At 73.1% G+C, this 23,187-nt stretch carries 21 protein-coding genes; 8 read left to right on the plus strand and 13 right to left on the minus strand.

All coding sequences use genetic code 11. The features are described 5' to 3' along the window. Positions 1-7 precede the first annotated feature (7 nt). The gene (locus ACIQVI_RS09825; RefSeq protein WP_053647235.1) at positions 8-583 is read right to left on the minus strand and encodes a TetR/AcrR family transcriptional regulator; all 576 of its coding nucleotides are present in this window, start codon (positions 581-583) and stop codon (positions 8-10) included. Positions 584-724: 141 nt separating this feature from the next. Here ACIQVI_RS09825 and ACIQVI_RS09830 point away from each other — a divergent pair, with 141 nt between their 5' ends. Then, entirely contained in the window at positions 725-3,286 is a 2,562-nt protein-coding gene (locus tag ACIQVI_RS09830) for a beta-glucosidase (RefSeq protein ID WP_403593356.1), read from the plus strand. A gap of 66 nt (positions 3,287-3,352) precedes the next feature. On the opposite strand, the gene ACIQVI_RS09835 is transcribed toward ACIQVI_RS09830, so the two are convergent. Then, a complete protein-coding gene (locus tag ACIQVI_RS09835; RefSeq protein ID WP_403594504.1) occupies positions 3,353-4,240 on the minus strand; it encodes an SGNH/GDSL hydrolase family protein in 888 nt (295 codons plus the stop codon). A 258-nt stretch (positions 4,241-4,498) separates the two neighbouring features. Between ACIQVI_RS09835 and ACIQVI_RS09840 the strand changes: the two genes are divergently transcribed. Beyond that, positions 4,499-4,993, plus strand: a complete 495-nt coding sequence (locus ACIQVI_RS09840; protein WP_351971400.1) for a DUF3145 domain-containing protein — start codon at positions 4,499-4,501, stop codon at positions 4,991-4,993. Positions 4,994-5,065: 72 nt separating this feature from the next. Here ACIQVI_RS09840 and fabF read toward each other — a convergent pair whose 3' ends face one another. The 5 genes from fabF to ACIQVI_RS09865 form a co-directional block, all read right to left on the minus strand. Further along, positions 5,066-6,328, minus strand: a complete 1,263-nt coding sequence (gene fabF, locus ACIQVI_RS09845; protein WP_351971399.1) for a beta-ketoacyl-ACP synthase II — start codon at positions 6,326-6,328, stop codon at positions 5,066-5,068. 79 nt (positions 6,329-6,407) lie between these two features. Beyond that, positions 6,408-6,656: an acyl carrier protein gene (locus tag ACIQVI_RS09850; RefSeq protein WP_121830573.1), complete on the minus strand. Its 249-nt coding sequence runs from the start codon at positions 6,654-6,656 to the stop codon at positions 6,408-6,410. Between the two features lie 55 nt (positions 6,657-6,711). Beyond that, complete coding sequence (locus ACIQVI_RS09855; protein WP_351971398.1) at positions 6,712-7,743, minus strand: ketoacyl-ACP synthase III; 1,032 nt, start codon at positions 7,741-7,743, stop codon at positions 6,712-6,714. Positions 7,744-7,761: 18 nt separating this feature from the next. Continuing rightward, positions 7,762-8,682 carry an ACP S-malonyltransferase gene (locus ACIQVI_RS09860; protein WP_121830571.1) on the minus strand — a complete coding sequence of 307 codons (921 nt, stop codon included), beginning with the start codon at positions 8,680-8,682 and terminating at the stop codon, positions 7,762-7,764. A gap of 89 nt (positions 8,683-8,771) precedes the next feature. Next, the gene (locus tag ACIQVI_RS09865) at positions 8,772-9,953 is read right to left on the minus strand and encodes a helix-turn-helix domain-containing protein (protein WP_351971397.1); all 1,182 of its coding nucleotides are present in this window, start codon (positions 9,951-9,953) and stop codon (positions 8,772-8,774) included. A gap of 93 nt (positions 9,954-10,046) precedes the next feature. On the opposite strand from ACIQVI_RS09865, the gene ACIQVI_RS09870 reads away from it, so the two are divergent. Then, the gene (locus tag ACIQVI_RS09870) at positions 10,047-10,706 is read left to right on the plus strand and encodes a pirin family protein (protein WP_403593362.1); all 660 of its coding nucleotides are present in this window, start codon (positions 10,047-10,049) and stop codon (positions 10,704-10,706) included. Between the two features lie 75 nt (positions 10,707-10,781). On the opposite strand, the gene ACIQVI_RS09875 is transcribed toward ACIQVI_RS09870, so the two are convergent. The 6 genes from ACIQVI_RS09875 to ACIQVI_RS09900 form a co-directional block, all read right to left on the minus strand. Further along, a complete protein-coding gene (locus ACIQVI_RS09875; protein ID WP_403593365.1) occupies positions 10,782-13,556 on the minus strand; it encodes a tetratricopeptide repeat protein in 2,775 nt (924 codons plus the stop codon). Continuing rightward, positions 13,553-14,008 carry a hypothetical protein gene (locus tag ACIQVI_RS09880; RefSeq protein ID WP_403593368.1) on the minus strand — a complete coding sequence of 152 codons (456 nt, stop codon included), beginning with the start codon at positions 14,006-14,008 and terminating at the stop codon, positions 13,553-13,555. The genes ACIQVI_RS09875 and ACIQVI_RS09880 overlap by 4 nt, the downstream gene beginning before the upstream one ends. A gap of 124 nt (positions 14,009-14,132) precedes the next feature. Next, positions 14,133-14,621: a hypothetical protein gene (locus tag ACIQVI_RS09885; RefSeq protein WP_403593371.1), complete on the minus strand. Its 489-nt coding sequence runs from the start codon at positions 14,619-14,621 to the stop codon at positions 14,133-14,135. Positions 14,622-14,707: 86 nt separating this feature from the next. Then, positions 14,708-14,902 (minus strand): DUF397 domain-containing protein, encoded by a 195-nt coding sequence (locus ACIQVI_RS09890; RefSeq protein ID WP_351971395.1) that lies wholly within the window; start codon positions 14,900-14,902, stop codon positions 14,708-14,710. Beyond that, entirely contained in the window at positions 14,886-15,710 is an 825-nt protein-coding gene (locus ACIQVI_RS09895; protein ID WP_351971394.1) for a DUF5753 domain-containing protein, read from the minus strand. Before ACIQVI_RS09895 ends, ACIQVI_RS09890 begins: the two co-directional genes overlap by 17 nt. Positions 15,711-15,833: 123 nt before the next feature. Further along, a complete protein-coding gene (locus ACIQVI_RS09900; RefSeq protein ID WP_403593375.1) occupies positions 15,834-16,994 on the minus strand; it encodes an Ig-like domain-containing protein in 1,161 nt (386 codons plus the stop codon). A 205-nt stretch (positions 16,995-17,199) separates the two neighbouring features. On the opposite strand from ACIQVI_RS09900, the gene ACIQVI_RS09905 reads away from it, so the two are divergent. From ACIQVI_RS09905 to ACIQVI_RS09925, 5 genes are all read left to right on the plus strand, one after another. Continuing rightward, positions 17,200-18,378, plus strand: coding sequence for a peptidoglycan bridge formation glycyltransferase FemA/FemB family protein (locus ACIQVI_RS09905; protein WP_351971392.1), 1,179 nt, complete (start codon positions 17,200-17,202; stop codon positions 18,376-18,378). A 401-nt stretch (positions 18,379-18,779) separates the two neighbouring features. Next, the gene (gene murJ / locus ACIQVI_RS09910) at positions 18,780-20,375 is read left to right on the plus strand and encodes a murein biosynthesis integral membrane protein MurJ (RefSeq protein ID WP_403593378.1); all 1,596 of its coding nucleotides are present in this window, start codon (positions 18,780-18,782) and stop codon (positions 20,373-20,375) included. A 31-nt stretch (positions 20,376-20,406) separates the two neighbouring features. Continuing rightward, the gene (locus ACIQVI_RS09915) at positions 20,407-21,090 is read left to right on the plus strand and encodes a response regulator (protein WP_403593381.1); all 684 of its coding nucleotides are present in this window, start codon (positions 20,407-20,409) and stop codon (positions 21,088-21,090) included. Continuing rightward, on the plus strand, positions 21,087-22,583 hold the full coding sequence (locus ACIQVI_RS09920) for an ATP-binding protein (protein WP_403593384.1): 1,497 nt from the start codon (positions 21,087-21,089) through the stop codon (positions 22,581-22,583). Before ACIQVI_RS09915 ends, ACIQVI_RS09920 begins: the two co-directional genes overlap by 4 nt. Further along, a complete protein-coding gene (locus ACIQVI_RS09925) occupies positions 22,580-23,185 on the plus strand; it encodes a hypothetical protein (RefSeq protein WP_403593387.1) in 606 nt (201 codons plus the stop codon). Before ACIQVI_RS09920 ends, ACIQVI_RS09925 begins: the two co-directional genes overlap by 4 nt. Positions 23,186-23,187: the final 2 nt, after the last annotated feature.

A 23,187-nucleotide genomic window follows, 5' to 3' on the forward strand; every position in this document is an offset into this window, starting at 1 on the left:
GCGCGGGTCAGGAAGGGTCCTCGCCGCCGTACAGCAGCCGTACGAAGTCCCGGAAGGCGCCCGGCATGTCGACCGCCGACGGGTCCAGGAGCCACTGGTACTGGAGGCCGTCCATCACCGCCGTGAGCAGCGGCGCCGCGCGCTCCGGGGTGAGGCCGCCGGGCAGCCGCTCGCCGAACTCCAGGCGCAGCACCTCGGCCATGTGCGCCCGGACCTGGGCGTACCGCTCGGTGAAGAACTCCCGCGCCGGATGCCCGTCCGTGACGCTCTCGCCGAGCAGCGCGGAGAAGGTCTGCACGATCCCGGGGCGCATCGCGTTGTACTCGACGAGGGAGTCGACCAGGTCGAGGCGCCAGCCCTCGCGGCCCCCGCCGCCGCTGGTGTCCCAGTGGTCCCGCTCCTCCAGGACCGCGACGAGCAGGGCCTCCTTGGTCGGGAAGTAGTGCAGCAGCCCCTGCTGGGTCAGCCCGACGCGCTCGGCGACGGCGGCGAGGGTCGCGCCCCGGTAGCCGCGCTCGGCGATCACTTCGAGGGCGGCGCGCACGATGACCGCGCGCCGCTCCTCGCTCCTGGCCCGCACCATCCCCGGGGCTCCCTTCCGAAAGTCCGTCCGGACAGGACCGTACCTCTTCATACAAGTAACAGAATCATCACATCACCTACCTCCTTACAGGGAGATCGGTGCACGATGGGGCCATCGGTACGTCGACGAGGAGGTACGGCCATGGCGGAGACGGGTACGGGCGCGGGCACGGAGACGGACGCGGCGGGGGAGGCCGCCCGGGAGGCGGCCGTCGAGGCGGCGCTCGGCAAGCTCGACCTGGACGCCAAGGCCCGGCTGCTCGGCGGCCGGGACATGTGGAGCCTGCACCCCCTGCCGGAGATCGGCCTCGCGTCCCTGGTCCTGTCCGACGGCCCCGTCGGCGTCCGGGGCGTCCGCTGGACCGCCGACGACCCCTCCGTCGCCCTGCCCTCCCCGACCGCGCTCGCCGCCGCCTGGGACCCCGCGCTCGCCCGCCGGGCCGGCCGGCTCCTCGCCCAGGAGGCCCGCCGCAAGGGCGTCCACGTCCTGCTCGCCCCCACCGTCAACCTGCACCGCAGCCCCCTCGGCGGCCGCCACTTCGAGGCCTGCTCCGAGGACCCGCTCCTCACCGGCGCGATCGGCACCGGCTACGTCCTGGGCGTCCAGGACGGCGGGGTCGGCACCACCGTCAAGCACTTCGTCGCCAACGACGCCGAGACCGACCGCTTCACCGTCGACAACCGCGTCGCCCCCCGGCCCCTCCGCGAGCTCTACCTCGCCCCCTTCGAGGCCATCGTCAAGAACGCCCGGCCCTGGGGGATCATGACCGCGTACAACCAGGTCAACGGCGTGACCATGACCGAACACCACCACCTGGTGAACGAGGTTCTGCGCGGCGAGTGGGGCTTCGACGGCGTCAACGTCTCCGACTGGATGGCCGCCCGCTCCACCGCCGGGGCGCTCCGGGGCGGCCTCGACCTCGCCATGCCGGGCCCGGTCACCGTCTACGGCGAGGCCCTGGCCGCCGCCGTCCGCGCCGGTGAGGCGGACGAGTCCGCCGTCGACACCGCCGTACGCCGCGTCCTGCGGCTCGCCGCCCGCGTCGGCGCCCTCGAAGGCGCCCCGCCGGCCGTCACCGCACCCCCCGCCCCGATCGACGGCCCCGCCCTGGCCCGCGAACTCGCCCACCGCGGCTTCGTCCTGCTCCGCAACGAACCCGCTGCCGTACACAACGAGCCTGCCGCCGTACGCAACGAGCCCGCTGCCGTACGGGACGAACCCGCCGCCGTACGCACCGGGACCCCCGTCCTCCCCCTCGCCCCCAACACCACCGTCGCCCTCTCCGGCGCCGCCGCACGTGACGCCCGTGTCCTCGGCGGCGGTTCCGCCCAGGTCTTCCCCGACCACGTCGTCTCCCCGCTCGACGGCCTCGCCGCCGCCCTGCCCGCAGGGGCCCTGACGTACGCGGTCGGCGCCGACCCCAGCGACGAACCCGCCCCCGCCGGGCAGGGCTTCGCCCTCCGCGCCCGCTGTCGCGACGCCGCCGGGAACCTCCTCGGCGAGGGCTCCCTGCCCAGCGGCCAGGTCCAGTGGATCGGCGGCGACCTGCCCGACGGCGTCACCCACGAGGCCCTCGCCTCCGTCGAGGTCGTCGGCACCTTCACCCCGCGCGAGACCGGCGCGCACTCCTTCGGCACCCGCGGCCTCGGCGCCTTCGTCCTCACGGTCGACGGCGAGACCGTCTTCGACGGCGTCCAGGCCATGGGCTCCGAGACCGACCCCTTCGAGGCCTTCTTCGGCTCCCCGGTCGTGCGCGGCGAGGTCCCGCTCACCGCCGGAGCGACCGTCGAGGTCTCCCTGCTCCACACCCTCGACAAGGAGTTCGCGGCCCCGCTGCCGGCCGTCGCCTTCTCCCTCGTCCACCTCGGTCCGCGCCGCGACCCCGACGAACTGATCGCCGAAGCCGTCGGGGCCGCCCGCGCCGCCGACACCGCCGTCGTGGTCGTCGCCACCACCGAACGCGTCGAGTCCGAGGGCTTCGACCGCGCGGACCTCGCGCTCCCCGGCCGCCAGGACGACCTCGTACGGGCCGTCGCCGCCGCCAACCCGAACACCGTGGTCGTGGTCAACGCCGGCTCCCCGGTCGAGATGCCCTGGCGCGAGGACGTGGCCGCGGTCCTGCTCACCTGGTTCCCCGGCCAGGAGGGCGGCGCCGCCCTCGCCGACGTCCTCACCGGCGCCGAGGAGCCCGGCGGCCGCCTCCCCACCACCTGGCCCGCCGTCCTCGCCGACGCCCCCGTCACCGACGTCGTCCCCGTCGACGGGGAACTCGTCTACGCCGAGGGCCCCTTCATCGGCCACCGTGCCTGGGACCGGGACGGCCGGACCCCCGCGTACGCCTTCGGCCACGGCCTCGGCTACACCACCTGGTCGTACGACTCCCTGGTCGCGGGCCCCGACACGGCCACCGTCCGGCTCACCAACACCGGCGACCGGCCGGGCCGCGAGACCGTCCAGGTCTATCTGGCGCCCGCCCCCTCCTCCGGCGCCGCCGAGCGCCCGGCCCGCCTCCTCGCGGGCTTCGCGAGCGTCGGGGCGGGGCCCGGCGAGACCGTCGAGGCCGTGATCGCGCTCTCCCGCCGCGCCTTCGAGATCTGGGACGAGGAGCGGGACGACTGGACCTTCGTCCCCGGGGCATACGAGGTCAGGGCCGCCCACTCCCTCGACGACGTGCGCCTGACGGCCGTCCTGGAGGTCGACTGACCCTCCGGCGCGGCCCCGCGGAGAGACCGGGCCCCGGGGCGGAACCTGACATCCGCCCCGGGGTCCTCACTCCGCCGTGATCCGCCGGTACGCCAGCTCCGCGAGCCGCGCCTGACCGTCCCGGCTCGGATGGAACCAGTCCCAGGGGCTCAACTGGGCGCCGTCGAAGCGGAACCGGTGGACCGCCCCGCCGTCGTACCGGCAGCGCTCGTCCTTCGCGCAGACCTCCGCGAGGACCCCGTTGTACGCGTCCACCCGCTCCGCCACCGTCGTGCGCCGCCGCTCGGCCTCGGGCCCGAGGTTCGTCGCGTCCGCCAGCATCGCGCCGCAGATGCCCAGGTCCCACACGCCCGCCGCGCCGCCGAGCCGTCCCGTCGACCACAGGTGCTTCAGGTCCGGCACGCTCGCCACGTACACCTGCGCCTTCGGCGCCGCCGCCCGCAGCCGGGCGAGCGCCGCCGTGAACGAGGCGCGGAAGTCCGCGACCGGGGTCATCAGGGCCGGGGTCGGCCGGCAGGCGTCGTTCGCGCCCATCATCACCGTCACCAGCTCCGGCTTCCGGGCCGCCGCGGCGGTCATCTGCTCCGGGAGCTCGGCCATCCGCGCCCCCGTCCGCGCCAGGTTCCAGCTGCGGCCGGCCGCCTTCTCCGGGCCCAGGAGGCGCAGCGCCAGGCTGTTGACGGCCGTGTCGGTCCCCGTCGCCCAGGAGGCCTCCGGGCAGTCCGAGAGGAGCGAGCAGGCGTCGAAGGCGCGGGTGACGGAGTCGCCGACGGCGGCGAGGGAGGAGGGGGAGGCGTTCCAGGAGGAGGTGGGCGTGGGGGCGGGAGTCGGCGTGCTCCTGGCGGGGGCCGCCTTCTCCGGGGTCCCGGACGAGCATCCGGCCAGCGCCCCGGCGCACAGCAGCGCGGCCGTCGCGGTGGCGACGGCGGTGCGGAAACGGCGTCGGCCGAGCATCCCCGGCCCCTCCTTCGGCGTCCTCGCGGGTGAAAGCTTCGTGTGCACGGTCATCGGTCCGACCGTACGTCACCCCGACGACGGTGCGGCACGGTAGCTTTTCCCCCGTCGAACCAGAGGCGCCCTCGCCGACCGGCTCCGGTAAATTACATCACGTCACAACCTGTCCCCTTTTTGAGGGTTTGTGAAGATCAGCTCCCGATGATGTTTACTGAGGCCGCTGGGAAAGGCGAACCTCGTCCCACACTGGAGGTCCCGGTGACGACACGTGGAGTCCTGTACGTACACTCCGCACCGCGCGCGCTCTGCCCGCACGTCGAATGGGCGGTGGCGGGCGTCCTCGGTGCGAGGGTCCAGCTCGACTGGATCCGCCAGCCGGCGTCCCCCGGCACCTGGAGAGCCGAACTCTCCTGGAAGGGCGAGACCGGCACGGCCTCCCGGATCGCCTCCGCCCTCCGGGGCTGGCGGATGCTCCGCTTCGAGGTCACGGCTGAGCCCTGCCCCACGGCCGAGGGCGAGCGCTACAGCGCCACCCCCGACCTGGGCATCTTCCACGCCGTCACCGGAATGCACGGCGACATCCTGGTCCCCGAGGACCGCCTCCGGGCCGCCCTGGCGCGCTCCGCGCAGGGCGAGACCCCCCTGGAGGCCGAGATCGCCAAACTCCTCGGCAAGCCCTGGGACGACGAACTGGAACCCTTCCGCTACGCGGGCGAGGGCGCCCCGGTCCGCTGGCTCCACCAGGTCGTCTGACACCCCCGCGACACGCCGGAGGCCCGCCCCCCGATCGGGGAGCGGGCCTCCGGTGCGTCCGTACCGACCGGATCAGACCGTACGGAACGCCAGAACCACGTTGTGGCCGCCGAAGCCGAAGCTGTTGTTGATCGCGGCGACCGTGCCCTCCGGGAGGGGGCGGGCCTCGCCGCGGACGATGTCCGCGTCGATCTCCGGGTCCAGCTCGTCGACGTTGATGGTCGGCGGGGCGAGGCGGTGGTACAGCGCCAGGACCGTCGCGACGGTCTCGATGCCGCCCGCGCCGCCCAGGAGGTGACCCGTCATCGACTTCGTCGCGGAGATCGCGACGTGGTCCAGGTCGTCGCCCAGGACATTCCGCAGCGCCTTGATCTCGGCGGTGTCGCCCTGCGGCGTCGACGTGGCGTGCGCGTTCAGGTGCACGACCTCCGACGGCTTCAGGTCCGTCGAGTCCAGCAGGTTCCGCATCGCGGCCGCGATGCCCCGGCCGGTCGGCTCGGGCTGCGCGATGTGGTGGCTGTCGGCCGACAGGCCCTGGCCCAGGACCTCGCAGTAGACGCGCGCGCCGCGCGCCTTCGCGTGCTCCTCGGACTCCAGGACCACGACGCCCGCGCCCTCGCCGAGCACGAAGCCGTCACGGCCGGTGTCGTACGGGCGCGAGGCCTTCTCGGGCTCGTCGTTGCTCTTGGACATCGCCATCATGTTGGCGAAGGCGGCGATCGGCAGCGGGTGGATCGCGGCCTCGGTGCCACCGGCGACGACGACGTCCGCACGGCCGGTGCGGATCATCTCGACGGCGTAGCCGATCGCCTCGGCGCCCGACGCGCACGCGGAGACCGGGGTGTGGACGCCCGCCCGGGCGTTCACCTCCAGACCCACGTTCGCCGAGGGGCTGTTGGGCATGAGCATGGGGACGGTGTGCGGGGAGACGCGACGGACGCCCTTCTCCTTCAGCACGTCGTACTGGTCGAGCAGCGTGGTGACGCCGCCGATGCCGGAGGCGATGACGGAACCGAGCCGCTCGGGCGCGATCTTCTCGTCCTCGCCGGCGGGAGCGGTGTAGCCCGCGTCGGCCCACGCCTCGCGGGCCGCGATCACGGCGAACTGCGCCGAGCGGTCCAGCTTGCGGGCCAGCGGACGGGGAAGGACCTCGCCGGGGTCGACGGCGGCCGTCGCGGCGATCTTGACGGGCAGCTCGGCGAAACGTTCGCCCTCGAGCGGACGGACGCCGGAGCGCCCCGCGATCAGACCTTCCCAGGTCGATGCGGAGTCGCCACCCAGCGGTGTGGTTGCGCCGATACCGGTGACGACCACGGTGCGATTGGTCGAGCTCACAGGAATTCGTTCTCCATGTGTGTGATGGTCGGAATGCGGCGCCACCGCCGGGTGGCTGACCGGAACAGCGAGGGCCGGATCAGCCCTGGTTCTTCAGGATGTAGTCGACGGCGTCGCCCACGGTCTTGAGGTTCTTGACGTCCTCGTCCGGGATCTTGACCTCGAACCGCTCCTCGGCGGCGACGACGACCTCGACCATGGACAGCGAGTCGACGTCCAGGTCGTCGGTGAAGGACTTGTCCAGCTGGACGTCCTCGGTCGGGATGCCGGCGATCTCGTTGACGATCTCGGCGAGACCTTCGACGATCTGCTCCTGGGTGAAGGCCATGGTGGCGCTCCTTCTGTGATTGCTTCGGTAAGGGGCTTCCGGGAGATCCGGGTGCCTAGGGGAGGGTAACGACCGTCGCGGCGTAGACGAGACCCGCCCCGAAGCCGATGACGAGCGCGGTGTCGCCGCTCTTCGCCTTCCCGGTCGCCAGGAGCCGCTCCATGGCGAGCGGGATCGAGGCGGCCGAGGTGTTGCCGGTGGTCTCCACGTCACGGGCGACCGTGACGTGCTCCGGCAGCTTCAGAGTCTTCACCATCGAGTCGATGATCCGCATGTTCGCCTGGTGCGGGATGAAGACGTCCAGGTCGTCCGCCGAGATGCCGGCGGCGTCCAGGGCCTGCTGGGCGACCTTCGCCATCTCGAAGACGGCCCAGCGGAAGACCGCCTGACCCTCCTGCGTGATGGCGGGGAACTTGATCTCGCCCTGCGAGTCGAGCGGCAGGTTCGAGGCGTCGCCCCCGTGGAACGCGTCCCACGGGACGGTCTGCTTGATCGTCGTCGCCTTGTCGCCCTCGGAACCCCAGACCGTGGGGCCGATGTGCGGCTCGTCCGACGGACCGACGACCACGGCACCGGCGCCGTCGCCGAACAGGAAGGCCGTCGCGCGGTCCTCCAGGTCCGTCAGGTCGCTGAGCCGCTCGACGCCGATGACGAGCACGTACTCCGCGGAACCCTCGACGATCATGCCCTTGGCGAGCGTCAGGCCGTAGCCGAAGCCCGCGCAGCCGGCGGAGATGTCGAACGCGGCGGGCTTGCCGGCGCCGATGCGGTCCGCGATCTCCGTCGCGATCGCCGGGGTCTGGTGGAAGTGCGACACCGTGGAGACGACCACGGCGCCGATCTGCTCCGGGCGGATCCCGGCGTCCGCGATGGCCTTGCCGGAGGCCTCCACCGACATCGCGGCGACGGTCTCCTCCGGAGAGGCCCAGTGACGGGTGGCGATGCCGGAGCGCGAGCGGATCCACTCGTCGGACGAGTCGATCTTCTCGAGGATCACCTCGTTCGGCACGACCCGGGTGGGACGGTAGCCGCCCACGCCGAGGATCCGCGCGTACGGGGCGCCCTTGCTGGGCTTGATCTTCGACATGCTTCTCGACACTCCTAGTCAGACGGCCGCGTGCTCGGCGACGAGCGTACGGGCCGCGTCGAGGTCGTCGGGAGTCTTCAGGGCGACCGTGGCCACATCCGGCAGGGCCCGCTTGGCGATGCCGGTCAGGGTGCCGCCGGGGCAGACCTCGATCAGCGCCGTCGCGCCCAGGTCGCGGAAGGTCTCCATGCACAGGTCCCAGCGGACCGGGTTCGCCACCTGGCCGACCAGACGGGACACCACCTCGGCGCCGTCCATGACGACCTGGCCGTCCTTGTTGGAGACGTAGCGGGTGGTCGGGGCGGACGGCGACAGCAGGGCCGCCGCCTCCTCCAGCTTCGCCACCGCCGGGGCCATGTGGTGGGTGTGGAAGGCGCCGGCGACCTTGAGCGCCACGACCCGGCGGACGCCCTCGGGCTTGTCCGCCTCCAGGGCGGCCAGCTGCTCCAGGGTGCCGGCGGCCACGATCTGGCCCGCGCCGTTCACGTTCGCGGCCGTCAGGCCGAGCTTCTCCAGGTGCGGGACGGTCACCTCGGGGTCACCGCCGAGCAGCGCGGACATGCCGGTCGCCGTGATCGCGGCGGCCTCGGCCATCGCGAGTCCGCGGGTCCGCACGAGGCGCAGCGCCGCCGTGTCGTCGAGGACGCCCGCGAACGCGGCCGCGGTGAACTCGCCGACGCTGTGACCGGCGACCACGCCGGGCGCCAGGTCGTCGCCGAGCGCGGCGGCGGAGAGCAGACCGGCGGCGACGAGCAGGGGCTGCGCCACGGCGGTGTCACGGATCTCGTCCGCGTCCGCCTTCGTGCCGTAGTGGGCGAGGTCGAGCCCGATGGCGTCGGACCAGGCCGCCACGCGGTCGGCGGCGCCGGGGAGTTCGAGCCAGGGGGTCAGGAAGCCGGGCGTCTGGGCGCCTTGGCCGGGAGCGACGAGTACGAGCACCCTCACACTCTCTCTTGGGGACGGCTCCGAGCGCCCGTGGGGACAAGGACGAAGAACCGTCGGGGGAATTGTTGGTGTTCGACAAAAGTCTAGGACTGCGTCTCCCCGTCGGCCAAGCGTCCCAGGATGAGCGCGATCCGCAGGGTGAAGGCGGAACGGACGTCGGAGGGTGACCAACCGGTGACGTCGGTCACACGTCGAAGCCGGTAGCGCACGGTGTTCGGGTGGACGAAGAGCATCCGCGCCGCGCCTTCCAGGCTGCTCGCCTGCTCCAGGTACACACTGAGAGTTTCCAGAAGCGCCGACCCGGCTTCTTCCAGCGGTCTGTAGATCTCCTCCACCAACTGCTCGCGCGCCGACGGGTCCGAGGCGATCGCGCGCTCCGGCAGGAGATCGTCCGCGAGGACCGGGCGGGGGGCGTCCTGCCAGGCCGAGCAGGCCTTGAGACCGGCCGCGGCGGCCTGCGCGGAACGGGTCGCCGCCAGCAGGTCGGGGACCACCGGACCGGCCACCACCGGACCCGCCGCGTACGGTCCGATCAGGGCCTTCGCCACCGCGAGGGGGTTGTCGTTGCCGCCGGCGATCACGACGAGCCGGTTTCCGAGGACCCCGGTGAGGACCTGGAGCTTGGCGTGCCGGGCGGCCCTGCGGATGGCCTCCACCGTCAGCTCGCTGTCCCCGTCCGGGGCCGTGCCGAGCAGCACGCACACGTGGTCCGGGGAGTTCCAGCCGAGTGCGGCGGCCCGCGAGACCGCGCCCTCGTCCGCCTCGCCGGACAGCACGGCGTTCACCACGAGTGACTCCAGGCGCGCGTCCCACGCGCCCCGGGCCTCGGCCGCCTGCGCGTACACCTGGGCGGTGGCGAAGGCGATCTCCCGGGCGTAGACGAGGAGCGCCTCGCGGAGCACCGACTCGTCGCCGGGGGCGGCGACCTCCTCGATCGCCGACTCCATGACCTCGATGGTGGTCCGGACCATCTCCACGGTCTGGCGCAGGGTGATCGCCCGGGTCAGCTCGCGGGGCGCGGTGCCGAAGACGTCCGTGGAGATCGCCTGCGGGGTCTCCGGGTGCCGGAACCACTCCGTGAACGCGGCGATGCCGGCCTGGGCGACCAGACCGATCCACGACCGGTTCTCGGGCGGCATCGCGCGGTACCACGGCAGCGTCTCGTCCATGCGCGCGATGGCACCGGCGGCGAGCCGCCCGGAGGACTGTTCGAGGCGCTTCAGGGTCGCGGAGTGCGGGTGGGAGGCGTTCACGGGTTCAGGCACGGGGACAAGACTGCCTTATCCGGACGCCGGCGTGCGGGGGCGGGGCGGGATCGCCTCCGGCGCGGGCGGGACGGGGTGGTTACGGTGGGGCACGTGATACGCATCCAGCGCGCGGGCGAGCGGTACCCCGGGGGCGACCCGGCGACCGGCGTCGAGACCCGGCACGCCTTCTCCTTCGGCCCGCACTACGACCCCGACAACCTCCGCTTCGGTTCGCTGGTCGCCTGCAACGAGGAGCGGCTCGCACCGGGGGCCGGGTTCGACGAGCACCCGCACAGTCACACCGAGATCGTCACCTGGGTCGTGTCGGGCGAGCTCACCCACCGCGACTCGACGGGCCGCGCGACGCTCGTCCGCGCGGGCGACCTCCAGCACCTGAGCGCGGCGTCCGGCGTCCGCCACGTCGAACGCAACGACGGCGACGCCCCACTGGTCTTCGTACAGATGTGGCTCGCCCCGCCCTCGTTCGACGGGAAGCCGTCGTACGAGGTGGTCCGGGGCACGGGAGAAAACCTCGCGTACGAGGTCCCCGGCGCGACCCTCCGCGTCCACCGCCTGGGGAACGACGAACGGTCACCCCTCCCGGACGCCGACTTCGTCTACGTCCACGTGACGCGCGGCACGATCCGCGTCGGCACCGAGCACCTCACCCCCGGCGACGCGGCCCGCCTCACCGACGAGAAGGACCTCGCCCTGCTCGCGACCGGCGACGCGGAGGTCCTGGTGTGGGAGATGCGGCGCGCGGCTGCTTGAAGCGGTGGTGCGGCATCGTCACGCCGGAAGGGCGGCTCCACGGAGTACCCGTTCTCCCGGCGGAGCCCCCCGGTCTTATCCGGCGGAATCGTGCGCAATGGTCCAATAGGTCATCAATTCTTCCGCTTCCTCCTGTTGCCCGAGTTCACGGAAGACCGTGACCGCTTGGTCGAGGACGATCATGGCCTCCTCGAACCGGCCCAGATCGTTGAGCGCGATACCTGTGTTGCCCAGAGCCGAGCCCTCGTTGAAGCGGTCGTCGTGCTCGCGGAAGACGGTGACCGCCGGCGTGAAGGCCTTGATGGCCTCCTCGAACCGCCCCGCTTGGTACTGCGCGAATCCCAGGCGGAACAGCGCCCTGCCTTCCGCGGGGCGGTCGTGGACCTCGCGGAAGGCGGCGACCGACAGGGTGAGGTGGCTGATCGCCTCTTCGAGCCGCTCTGTTTCGCCGAGCGCGTCGCCGAGGCTGAGCAGTGCCCGGGCCTCTCCGCGCCGGTCGCCCGCCTCCTGACGGATGGCCAGCTCCCGGGTGTGGGCGTCGATGGCCGCCTCCGGACGGTCCAACGCGATCAGCGAGGTGCCGAGGTTGCCCAGGGCTTGGCCTTCGAGGTGTCGGTCGCCCAGCTTCCGGAAGATAGTGACCGCCTGGGTGTGGACGTCCACGGCTTGCTCGAACTGCTTCGCTTCGCGGAGCGCGGTCCCGAGATTGTCCAGCGCCCTGCCCTCGCTGTGGAGGTCGCCGAGCTCGCGGAACGTGGCCGCCGCCCGGGTGTGGGCGTCGACGGCCTCTTCGACGCGCCCCACCGCTTGCAGGGCGAGGGCGCGGTTGTCCCGTGCCCAGGCTTCACGGTGGCGGTCGTGCAGCTCCCGGAAGAGGGTGACCGCCCCGGTGTGGGCTTCGATGGCCTCCTCGAACCGCTCCACTGCCTGGAGGGAGCTGCCGCGGTTGTCCAGGACTCGTGCTTCGCCGTGGCGGTCGCGCAGCTCCCGGAAGATGACGGCCGCCCGGGTATGGGCGTCGACGGCCTCCTCGAGGCGTCCCGACGCACCGAGGTTGGTGCCGAGGCCGTCCAGCGCTTCGGCTTCACCGTGGCGATCGCCGAGGGCCCGCTGGATCGCCAGGCTCCGGGTGTGGGCTTCGACGGCCTTGTCGAACTGCCGCACCTCTCCGAGCACGGTGCCGAGGTTGTTCAGTGTCTGGGCTTCGCCGGCGCGGTCCTCGACTTCGTCCCAGATCGCCAGGCACTCGACGTAGGTGTCGATGGCCTCTTCGAACCGTCGCACCTTCCACAACGCGTTGCCCAGGCTGTTCAGCAATCCGCCTTCGTTGTCGCGGTCGCCTCGGTCGCGGCAGATGGGCAGGGCGGTGTTGACGAGTGCGATCCAGTCGTCGAAGTAGCGGCGGTCGTCAAGGTACGGGGCGATGCTGAGCACGAGGTGGGGAACGGTGGCGGCGTGTCCGAAGGCCGGGGCGACGGTGGCGGTGGCGATCAGATTGTCGCGTTCGGCGTCCAGCCACGCGAAGGCGGCGACCCGGTCCGGGAAGTGTTCGGCGGGAGGGCCGAACGGATGGACCAGGTGGGTGCCGGCGGCTTTGGCGGTGTCCTCGTAGTGGGCGAACAGGCGGGCGCGGGCGGCGTCGCGTTGATCGGGGGCTGCTTGGGCGAGGCCGTGTTCGGCGGCGTGGAGGCGGACCAGGTCGTGCATACGCCAGCGGCCCCAGACGGCGCCGAGTTCGATGAGGTGGGCGTCGGCGAGGTGCCGCAGGAGTTCTTCGACCTGGTCGGGGGCGGCGTCGGCGAGGTGGGCCGCGGCTTCGGTGGAGAGGGCGGGGCCGGGGTTGAGGGGCAGGAGGCGAAAGAGCCGGGCCTGGTCGTCGGGCAGGAGCCGGTAGGACAGGTCGAAGGCGGCGCGGACCGCGCGGTCGGGGCGGGCCAGCTTGTCCAGCCGGCTGTGCTCGGCCCGAAGATCGGTGGCCAGGGAGGCGACGGGTCGGGTGGGTGTGGCGGCCAGCGTGGCGGCGGCAATGCGGAGTGCGAGCGGGAGGCCGGCGCACAGGCGGGCGATCAGGACGGCTGACGCGGGATCGTCGGTGACGCGGGTGTCGTCGTTTCCGCGTGCGTGGCGCACGGCGAGGTCGAGCAGGTCGGTGGCGGCGCCCTCGTCGAGGGTGTCGAGGTCGTGGAGGCGCGCGTCGAGGCCGTCGAGCGTGTGGCGGGAGGTGACCAGGGCGGCGGTGATCCCGTCGGTGGGCAGCAGGGGGGAGGCTTGGCCGGTGGTGGAGGCGTTGTCGATGACGACGAGGACGCGTCGGCCTTCGGCGGCGTAGGCGGCCAGGACGCTCCGGTAGAGCCGCTGCCGGTCTTCCAGGCTGTGGGGGATGTGCTCGCCGGGCACGGCCAGGGCGCGCAGCAGGCCTTCCAGGGCACGTTCGGGGGAGAGACGGCGTTCGGAGTCGTATCCGGCGAGGTCGGTGAACAGCACGCCGCCGGGGAACCAGCCGGGTTGCCGGAGGGCGAGGGCGGCGGTCTGGACGGCGAGTTCGGTCTTGCCGATGCCGGCCAGCCCCGACACCGCGCTCACCAGGACCGCGCGTTGCGGTGCCCCGCCCCCGTCGTCATCGAGGACGGGGGCGGGGAGGGGGGCGAGGTCTGCGAGGAGCTGCTCGACGTGCCGGTCCCGGCCGGTGAAGGCCGGTGCCCGGGGAGGCAGACCGGACAGCGCCGGGGTGACGGCGGGCGGCAGCTGTACGGTGATGTCCCGGCCCTGGACGACGGCGTGGAAGAAGACCCCACCGCTGACCGTGTTGACGGTTGCACCGCCCTCGCGGGCCTCGCCCGTGCCGGTCACGGCGTGGGGTTGGCGGGACCGCCTCCGGAGGTCGGGGAAGCGGGCGGGGCGGGAGGCGCGCCGAAGGTGAAGCTGCCGGAGAAGTCCTTGCCCTGCAGGACCGGACCGTTCAGTGTCCCGCCCGTGATCGAGTTCAGCACCACACCGTCCTGATCCCGCAGTGCGGCGGCCTGCTGCTGCCATGCCGCGAGACCGGCACGGAAGTCGGCGTCGACGGCCGCCCGGAGCGCCAACGCCGTGCTCAGCTCCTGCGCGCGCCCCTGGTCGTCCGGTTCCTCGGACAGGCGCACCAGTTCCACCTCCCCGGTGCTGACCGCGGGAGCCTGTTCCCCGGCTCCTCGGGAGAACGGACGCCGAACCAGGGCGCTCAGCCCCGCCCAGCTCTGTCGGCCGAGCTCACCACCGACGCCACCGGCCAGTGCTGCCAGAAGCCCTATCGATACCGGATCCATGATCCACCATCCTTGGCCTTGTGTAAGAGGAAACTCACAGTAAGTGACGCGAGGGTGGCGAGGAAGGTTGTCTGCCCTGCCCGCCGGCCCGAGGCCCCGCCGTACGGCGGCCGGTTCACCGAGATCATTCCGGCGACCATGTGCCCCCGGTCGTCGCGGGGCGGCCGATGCGCCGGGCCAGCAGAAAGGCGGCGAGGGGGACGAGCGCCGTGCCCGCGGTCATGGCCGCGGTGGTCGCGACCGCCGACGCCGTGTCCGTCGCCCCGGCGAACAGGCAGGTGCCGTCGGCGTCGCACCGCACCTCGGCGGAGCCGCCGACCGCCATGCCGTCCGTACCGGACCACTTCAGCCGGGTCGGCGCGACCGTGCGGCCGTCGTCGGAGCTGAACGTCCCCGTACAGGCGGTCCTCGCCCCGCCCCGTCCGCCGGACTCGACCTCGCAGGCCGTGGCGGTGAACCGGCCCGGCGCGCCGTCGAGGCCCAGGGCGACCCCGGACTCCTCCCACCCCCGCACGGTCGCCAGGACCGCGAACACCATGACGAACGCCCCCGCCAGGAGCACCACCGCCCGCGCCGCCCACTTCTTTCCCGTCGGCAGCCTCTCCTCGTTCATGGGCGCAGACTGACACGGCGCGTGTCGTTCGGTCATTGCCGCGCACGGGCAACAACGATCCGTCGTTCCGTGCCGGGTACGACGTCCTAGCGGAGGCCGTCCACGAACGTCTGCCACGCCTCGGGGCCCATGACCAGGGACGGGCCCGCCGGGTTCTTGCTGTCGCGGACCGGGACGGCGCCGGGGAAGCCGTCGGCGACCTCGACGCACTCGCCGCCGTTGGTGCCGCTGTACGACGACTTCCGCCACCGCGCTCCGGTCAGGTCAGGACGGGTCTCCATAGCATTCCTCCATCACGCGGGTGATCAGTGCCGCCGAGTCCTCGACAGAGAGGGCCGTGGCTTGCAGTCGAGCGTAGCCGACGGAACGTTCCTTGATCACGGGCGGATTGGCGGTCATGTGACCCTGGTCGTAACCGTCGGTGTAGAAGATGTCGGGGTCGTCGTCGAACCTGAAGAGGGTGAACGACCCCATCAGTCCCGTGTGCTCACCGGCGCTGAACGGCAGCACCTGGATCTGCACCCACGGGTTGTCGCGGAACGTCAGCAGGTGTGTCAACTGCCCGCGCATGACCTCGCGGTCGCCCACCTCCTGCCGCAGTACGGCCTCGCTCAGGACGACCCACAGGGCGGGCGGATCGGTGCGCTCCAGGGAGCGCTGGCGTTCCAGCCGGGCCGCCGTCATCTCCTCGGCCTTGTCCGGATACTCGACGGCGAGCAGCGCCCGCGCGTACTCCGGCGTCTGCAACAGGCCGTACACGACCTGCGTCTGGAACGTGGAGATGTACGTGGCGCGGGCCTCCAACTCCGCGACCGGTTGGAACCAGGAGGGCAGCCGGCTGCGCAGCACCAGGCCGATCAGCCGGGAGAACGTCCCGCCCGTGCCGAGGGCCGCGTCCACCCGCTCCGAGAACTCGCGGGTGGGGAGCTTCCTCGCCGTCTCGATCTGGCCGACGAGGGAGCCCGTGCAGAAGATGGCGTCCCCGAGCTGCTGCTGCGTGAGCCGGTGTTCCTCCCGTCGGCGGCGGAGTTCCCAGCCGTAGTAGTCCAGAGGGGAAGCGTTGGGATCGAGTTCCTGGATGTTGACCACGGTCAGTACCTCCGGCCTACGGCGTTCCTGTCGCTGCGTCGCCGAGCGTAGTCAGGGAGTCGCGGGCCGGAGGTGCGTATCGCGTAAACCACCCTTGTGGGTGGGCCTGTTGGGGGCCGGGGCTCAGCTCAGCGCGCTCTTCGCCTTCCAGTCCGCCCAGCTCACGTTCCACGCGCCGTAGCCGTTGCCCTCGGCCACCGTGCCCTTGGTGTCGGCGCCCTTGATCTCGAAGGGGTCGCCCGGCTTCACCAGGGCGTAGAGGGCGGCCGCGTTCTCGTCGCTCATGCCGATGCAGCCCGAGCTGTGGTTGGAGTTGCCGAAGTAGCGGGCGTTCCACGGGGCCGCGTGGGCGTACATGCCCGACCAGGTCAGCCGCATCGAGTAGTCGACCATCTTGTCGTAGGCGTCGCCGAGGCCGACGGTCTCCGAGTTCATGTTGATGGTGCCCTCCTTCGCCATCAGGACGGCCGTGCCCCGCCAGGAGCGCTTGTCGCCGCCGGGCGTGCCGCCGGAGACCGGGATCGTGCGGACGGTGCTGCCGTTCTTCCGCACCGTCAGCTGGTGGCTGTCCAGGTCCACCTTCACCACCTGGGCGTCGCCCACCGTGAAGCCCGTGGCGTAGTCCCGTACGAACCAGCCGCTGCCCGAGTCCGTACCGTTGAGGTCGGCCTTCAGGGTGACCTTCGTGCCGGGCTTCCAGTACTCCTTCGGCCGCCAGTCGGCCCGGTCGCGGCCCGACCAGTCCTTGACCCAGCCCCAGGAGCCCTCGGTGTCGTTCGAGGTCGCCACCTTGAGCTGCTTCTCGACGTCCGCCTTCTTCGTCACCGGGAAGTCGAAGACGATCGAGAGGGGGTGGGCGATGCCCACGGTCGTGTTCTTGCCCGGCGCCAGGGTCAGCTTGTTGACCTTCTCGGGCTCCGGGGTGGAGAAGGACGAACGGGTCGTCGTCTCCTTGTCGTCGGCGCCGCGGGAGGTGATCTCCGCCGTGTACGTGGTGCCCGGGGCCGCCTTGCGGTCCGACGTCCAGCGCGTGCCGCTCGCGTCCGTGCGGCCGGGGAGCGTCCCGCCCTTCGCGTCCGTGATCTTCACCGAGGCCAGCGTGCCGTTCGCGGCCGTCACCGTCACCGGCTTGCCCGCCGCCTTGTCCACGACCGTCACCTTCGCCGGTGGCGCCGAGGACCGTTCCGCCGGATTCTTGTCCGCCGCCTGGGCCGAGCAGGCCGTGAGCGAGACGGCCAGGGCGACGGCCGCGAGGGTGGGACGGGATGTGCGTATCGGCAGCACGGAAGGCCTCCGCGAGTGGGGAAGGGTGGGTTGTTCCGGACTGTAGGACGGGCGGAACGGCCCGGAGGTTTCCGAACATCCGTGTGACATGGGCTGCGACGGAACGGTCATCGTCCGGTCACACACGCCGCGCGGCCCGGTCGCATTCGGCTGTGAGCCTGCTGTGCGCCCCACCACCGAGGGGCGGAACCAGGAGGCCCTCGTTGTGTCAGCGCTGCTCGTGACGGCCGCGTCCGTCGAACGACCCGCTCCCTTCCGGCTCGGCCCCGTGACCCCCGAGGCGTACCGGGCGTTCCTCGCGACCCGCGGGGGAGCGGACGGCCCCAGCTTCCTCCAAGTGCCCTCCTGGGCCGGGGTGAAGGAGGGCTGGTGCCACCAACTGGTGGGGTGGGGGCCCGGGGGAGGCGGGCTCACGGGCGTCGCGCTGGTGCTGCTGCGGCCCTTCCCCGGGACCCGCAAGTACTTCGCCTACCTCCCCGAAGGGCCCGTCGCCGACTGGGCCGACCCCGACCTGGACGGCTGGCTCGGGCCGCTCCTCGCGCACTTGACGGCCTCCGGGGCCTTCGCCGTGCGCATCGGGCCCACCCCCGCCCACCGCCGCTGGGACGCCGCCACCGTCAAGGCCGCCACCGGGCCCGGACGGCGGCTCTCCGACGTCCTCGCCGACGAGGTCGACCCGCTCGGAACCGCCGTCGCCGAACGCCTCAGGGCCCGGGGGTGGCACCGCTGCGGCGGCGACTCCGAGGACGGCGCCGACGCCCAGCCCCGGCACGTCTTCCAGGTCCCGCTGACCGGCCGCACCACCGACGACCTGTGGTCCGGGCTCAACCAGGAGTGGCGGAGGAACGTGCGGAAGGCGCGGAAGGCCGGCGTCGAGGTCACCGTCGGATCTGCCGCCGATCTGCCCGAGTTCTACCGGTTGCTCCGCGTCACGGAGGAGCGGGACGGCTTCCGGCTCGGCCGCTCCCTCGCGTACTACGAGCGCCAGTACGCGGCCCTCAACGCCGAGGAGCCGGGCCGGATGAAGCTGTACCTGGCCCGCCACGAGGGCGAGGTCCTCGCCGCGCACACCATGGTCACCGTGGGCGGGCGGGTCTGGTACCAGACCGGCGCCTCCGCCGACCACCGCCGCGAGGTCCGGCCCTCCAACGCCCTCCAGTGGCGCATGGTGCTCGACGCCCACGCCCTCGGCGCCGCCGTCTACGACCTGCGCGGGGTACCCTCCACCCTCGACCCGGACGACCGCGCCCACGGCCTCCTCCGCTGGAAGCTCGGCACGGGCGGGCGGGTCGTCGAAACGCTGGGGGAGTGGGAGACACCGATGCGGGGCACGACCAACCAGGCGCTCTACCGCGCCTTCCGGGCCTACCTGGCCCGCCGATGACGGACACCGCACCGACCGCGCCGCCCGGCCCGACCGCATCGCCCGCGCCGACCAGTCCGCCCGCGCAGGCCGGTCCGCCTGTGCTGCCCGGCCCGACCGCACCGCCCGCGCCGCCCGGCCCGACCGTGCCGACCGTTCCGTCTGCGCCGCCCGGCCCGACTGCGTCGACCGCGCAGGCCGGCCCGCCTGTGCCGACTGTTTCGACCGGCCTGACTGCGCCGACCGGCCTGACTGCGCCGACCGGTCCGGCCGCTCCGACCAGCCCGTCTGCCCCGACCGGCCTGGCCGCTCGGACCAGCCCGCCCACGCCGCCCGCGCAGGCCGCCCCAACCGCCCCGCCCGCGTCAGCCACCCCCGCCCCGGAGTCGAAAGCCGTTTCCGTTCTGCGTAGTGGCGTTCTCATGGCGGCCGGGTCGCTCGTCTCCCGTGCCACCGGATTCGTCCGTGCCTCCGTCGTCGCCGCCGCGCTCGGCGCGGCCGTCGTCGCCGACGGCTACGCGGTCGGGAACTCCGTCCCCACCATCGTCTACACGCTGCTCCTCGGCGGCGCCCTCAACGCCGTCTTCGTCCCCGAGCTGGTCAAGGCCGCCAAGGAGCACGAGGACGGCGGCGTCGCCTACACCGACCGGCTCCTCACGCTGTGCGCGCTCGCCCTCGTCGCGCTCACCGCCGCCGCCGTGCTCGCCGCGCCCGTCATCGTCGACACGTACACCGACTACACGGGCGCGCAGCGGGACATGACCGTGGCCTTCGCCCGGACCTGCCTCCCGCAGATCCTCTTCCTCGGGCTCTTCACGCTCCTCGGGCAGGTCCTCAACGCCCGGGGCCGGTTCGGCGCCATGATGTGGACGCCCGTCCTCAACAACGTGGTCGTGGTCGCGGTCTTCGGCCTCTTTCTGGTGGTGAGCGACGGGGGCGCGCTCAGCGCCGGGGAGACCGCGCTCCTCGGCTGGGGCACCACCGCCGGGATCGCGCTCCAGGCCCTCGCCCTCGTCCCCTCGCTGCGCGCCGCGGGGTTCCGCTGGCGGCCCCGCTTCGACTGGCGCGGCAGCGGCCTCACGGCCCCGCTGCGGTCGGCCGGCTGGCTGGTCCTGCTCGTCCTCACCAACCAGGGCGCCTACTGGGTGACCACCTGGATCGCCACCTCGGCGGGCGGCTCGGCGGCCGGCGGCGGGTCGGGCCTCGCCGGGTACAACAACGCCTATCTGCTGTGGGCCGTCCCGCACGGCATCGTCACCGTCTCCCTGGTGACCGCGCTGCTGCCCCGGATGAGCGGCTCGGCGGCCGACGGCGACCTCGCCGGGGTCCGGCGGGACGTCTCGTACGCGCTGCGGACCAGCTCGGCCGCCGTCGTCCCCGCCGCCTGCGCGCTCCTCGCGCTCGCCGTCCCCCTGATGACGGTGGTCTTCCGGTACGGGGCGACGGGCGACGACGACATCCGCGCGATGTCCTGGATCCTGATGGCCCTCGCGCCCGGCCTGATCGCCCTCTCCGGCCAGTACGTGTGCACCCGCGCCTTCTACGCCCTGCGCGACACCCGCACCCCCTTCCTGCTCAACCTGGTGATCGCCGGGCTGAACGCGGGCCTCTCCTTCGCCGCGTACCTCCTGCTCCCCGCCCGCTGGACCGTCGCGGGCATGGCGGGGGCGTACTCGCTGGCGCTCTGGGCGGGCTGGGCCGTGACGGCGTACGCGCTGCGGCGACGGCTCGACGCTCCCGGGAGCCCGGGGAGCCCGGGGAGCGCGGACGGCTCCGGGAAGCGCGAGGGGCCCGGGGGCTCCGTCGCCGGGCTCGCGCGGCTGCTCGTCGCCGCCGTGCCCGCCGCCGGGTACGGCCTCCTCGTCACCGACCTGACCGGCCCGGCCGGGCCCGTCCCCGCCGGTGCCGCCGGGGCGCTCACGATCCTCGCCGTCTTCGCCGTCCTGGCCCGGCCCCTGCGCCTCACCGAACTGCGGGAGCTGCTGGGACGGCTCCGGCCCCCCGTCCGCCGCGCGTGACCCCCTCCGACGACCTTGGGATACTCCACACATGCCCCGCGTGCTCCTGATAGAAGACGACCCCTCCGTCCGCGAGGGCGTCGAACTCGGGCTGCGGCGGCGCGGGCACGAGGTGCGGACCGCCCCCACCGGCGAGGCGGGGCTCGCCGCGCTCGGCGAGTTCCGGCCGGACCTGCTCCTGCTCGACCTGATGCTGCCCGGCATGAACGGCGTCCAGGTCTGCCGGCGGGTGCGGGAGGACAGCCAGCTGCCGATCATCATGCTGACCGCCCGGGGCGACGACTTCGACGTCGTCGTCGGCCTGGAGGCCGGAGCCGACGACTACATCGTCAAGCCCGCCCGCACCGAGGTCATCGAGGCGCGGATACGGGCCGTGCTCCGGCGCATCGAGGAGCCCGGCTCCGGACGGTCCGCCGTCGAGTCCCACGGGGCGCTCGCCATCGACCGGGCCGGGCTCACCGTCGCCAAGGCGGGCGAGCGGATCGCCCTCGCCCCCTCCGAGATGAAGCTGCTGCTCCACCTCTCCGCCGCCCCCGAGCAGGTCTTCAGCCGGCAGCAGCTCCTCGAACACGTCTGGGAGCACAGCTACCACGGGGACGCCCGGCTGGTCGACGCCTGCGTCCGCCGACTCCGCAACAAGATCGAGGACGTCCCCGGCGAACCCCGCTACATCCAGACCCTGCGCGGCTTCGGCTACCGCTTCGGACCGCTGTGAAGCTCCGCAGGATCACGGGCTTCCCCTCCGGGAGCCGCCGCAGGGGACGGGCTCCCCGCCTCCGGCCGCACCCCTTCGGGCTGCGGACCCGCCTCGTCCTCGCCTTCCTGCTCGTCGCCGCCGTCGGCTGCGGCACCACCGCCGCCCTCACCTACCGGGCCGCCCGCAACGCCATCCTGGAACAGACCCAGAACACCGCCGTCTCCGCCTTCCGCGAGCAGGTCGACGCGCTCTACGTCACCCTGCCCGTCGACCCCGACAGCCTGCGGACCGACCTCCTCCGGATCGCCCGCCAGGGCAAACCCCGCCCCTGGCGCGTCTACGCCGAGTACGGCACCGTCCGGGTCTCCTCCACCGACCGGCCCGCCTCCTCCGTCATCACCCCCGAGCTGCGGGCCCGCGCCCGGGCCGGGGACGCCTCCCCGCACGCCGGCTTCCAGCGGGTCGTGAAGGGCGGCACCCCCTACCTGACCATCGCCGTCCCCGCCGTCTTCCGGTCCCACCCCACCGAGGGAACCGCCCGGCCCACCGGCCTCGTCCTCTACGCCGTCATGGAGCTGAACGAGGAGGAGGCCAACGTCGAGGCCATGGTCACCGCCGCCCGCGACGGCGCCCTGCCCGCCCTCGCCGTCGCCCTGATCCCCGCGCTCCTCGCCGCCCGGGGCGTCCTGCGGCCCGTGCGGGAACTGCGGCACGCCGCCCACCACATGGGGCAGGGCCGCCTCGACACCCGCATCCACGCCAAGGGCAGCGACGAACTCTCTGACCTCGCCCGCACCTTCAACGAGTCGGCCGCCGCGCTCGAACGCTCCGTCGCCGAACTCCGCGGCGCCGAGGCCCGCGCCCGCCGCTTCGCCTCCGACGTCTCGCACGAACTGCGCACCCCGCTCGCCGGGATGCTCGCCGTCACCGAGGTCCTCGACGAGGACGCCGGGAGCCTGGACAGCGACACCGCCCGCGCGGTCCGCCTGATCAGCGCCGAGACCGGGAAGCTCGCCGTGCTGGTCGAGGACCTGATGGAGATCTCCCGCTTCGACGCGCGCGCCGCCGAGCTCCACACGGACGAGGTCGACGCCGCCGACTGCGTCCGCAAGACCCTCCAGCACCGCCACTGGAACGATCCCGCGCAGGTCGTCCCGCGGCTCGCGGAGGGGATCAGGGCCCGGCTCGACCCGCGCCGCTTCGACGTCGTCGTCGCCAACCTCGTCGGCAACGCCCTGCGGCACGGCGAGGCGCCGGTCACGGTCCGGCTGTACGCGGAGGGGGACGTGCTGGTGACGGAGGTGTCCGACCGGGGCCCGGGCATCGACCCGGAGGTCCTGCCGCACGTCTTCGACCGCTTCTACAAGGCGGACCGGGCCAGGACCCGCTCGGCGGGCAGCGGCCTCGGCCTCGCCATCGCCCTGGAGAACGTACGGCTCCACGGCGGCACCGTCACGGCCGCCAACCGGCCGGAGGGCGGGGCCGTGTTCACCGTACGGACGCCGCTGTGAGGCGCCGGGCCGGCGCCGCCCTGCTCTCGCTGCTCGCCCTGGCCGGCTGCGGCATACAGCGGACCGACGTGGTCGAGGCGGGCGAGGCCGCGACCGTCGTCGTCCAGCCGGTCCCCGAGGAGCGGATGGTGCTCTACTTCCTCGGCCCCGACGGGCAGTCGCTGCCGATGGTCCGGGACGTCGGGCCGCACGCGCTGCCGTCCCCCACCCGCCCGGCGGACGGCGCGGAGGCCGACCGGGTCCCGTACGACGGGTTCGGCCCGGGGTACGAGGTCTCCGCCGACGACACGCGCGGCGGACGGGTCCCCACCGACAAGGTCCTCGCCGCGCTGCTGGCCGGCCCGAGGCCCCACGAGGCCGCGACCGGCGTCACCACCGCCCTGCCGGCGGGAGGAGGCCAGGCACCGCTCGTGGAGGCGGACCCGTCCGGATCCGCCTCGGCACTCCGGCTCCGGACCCCCTTCCCCGTCAGGGACCTCCCGGCGGCGGCCGTCCGCCAGCTCGTCTGCACGGCCGCCCACGCGGAACACCCGGCGGCCCGCGCCCCGGTGACGGTCACCGGCCCCGACGGGACGCTGCCCGCCGCCCGCTGCGAGGACTGACG

This window comes from Streptomyces sp. NPDC098101, from assembly GCF_044760185.1.
Classification (GTDB): domain Bacteria; phylum Actinomycetota; class Actinomycetes; order Streptomycetales; family Streptomycetaceae; genus Streptomyces.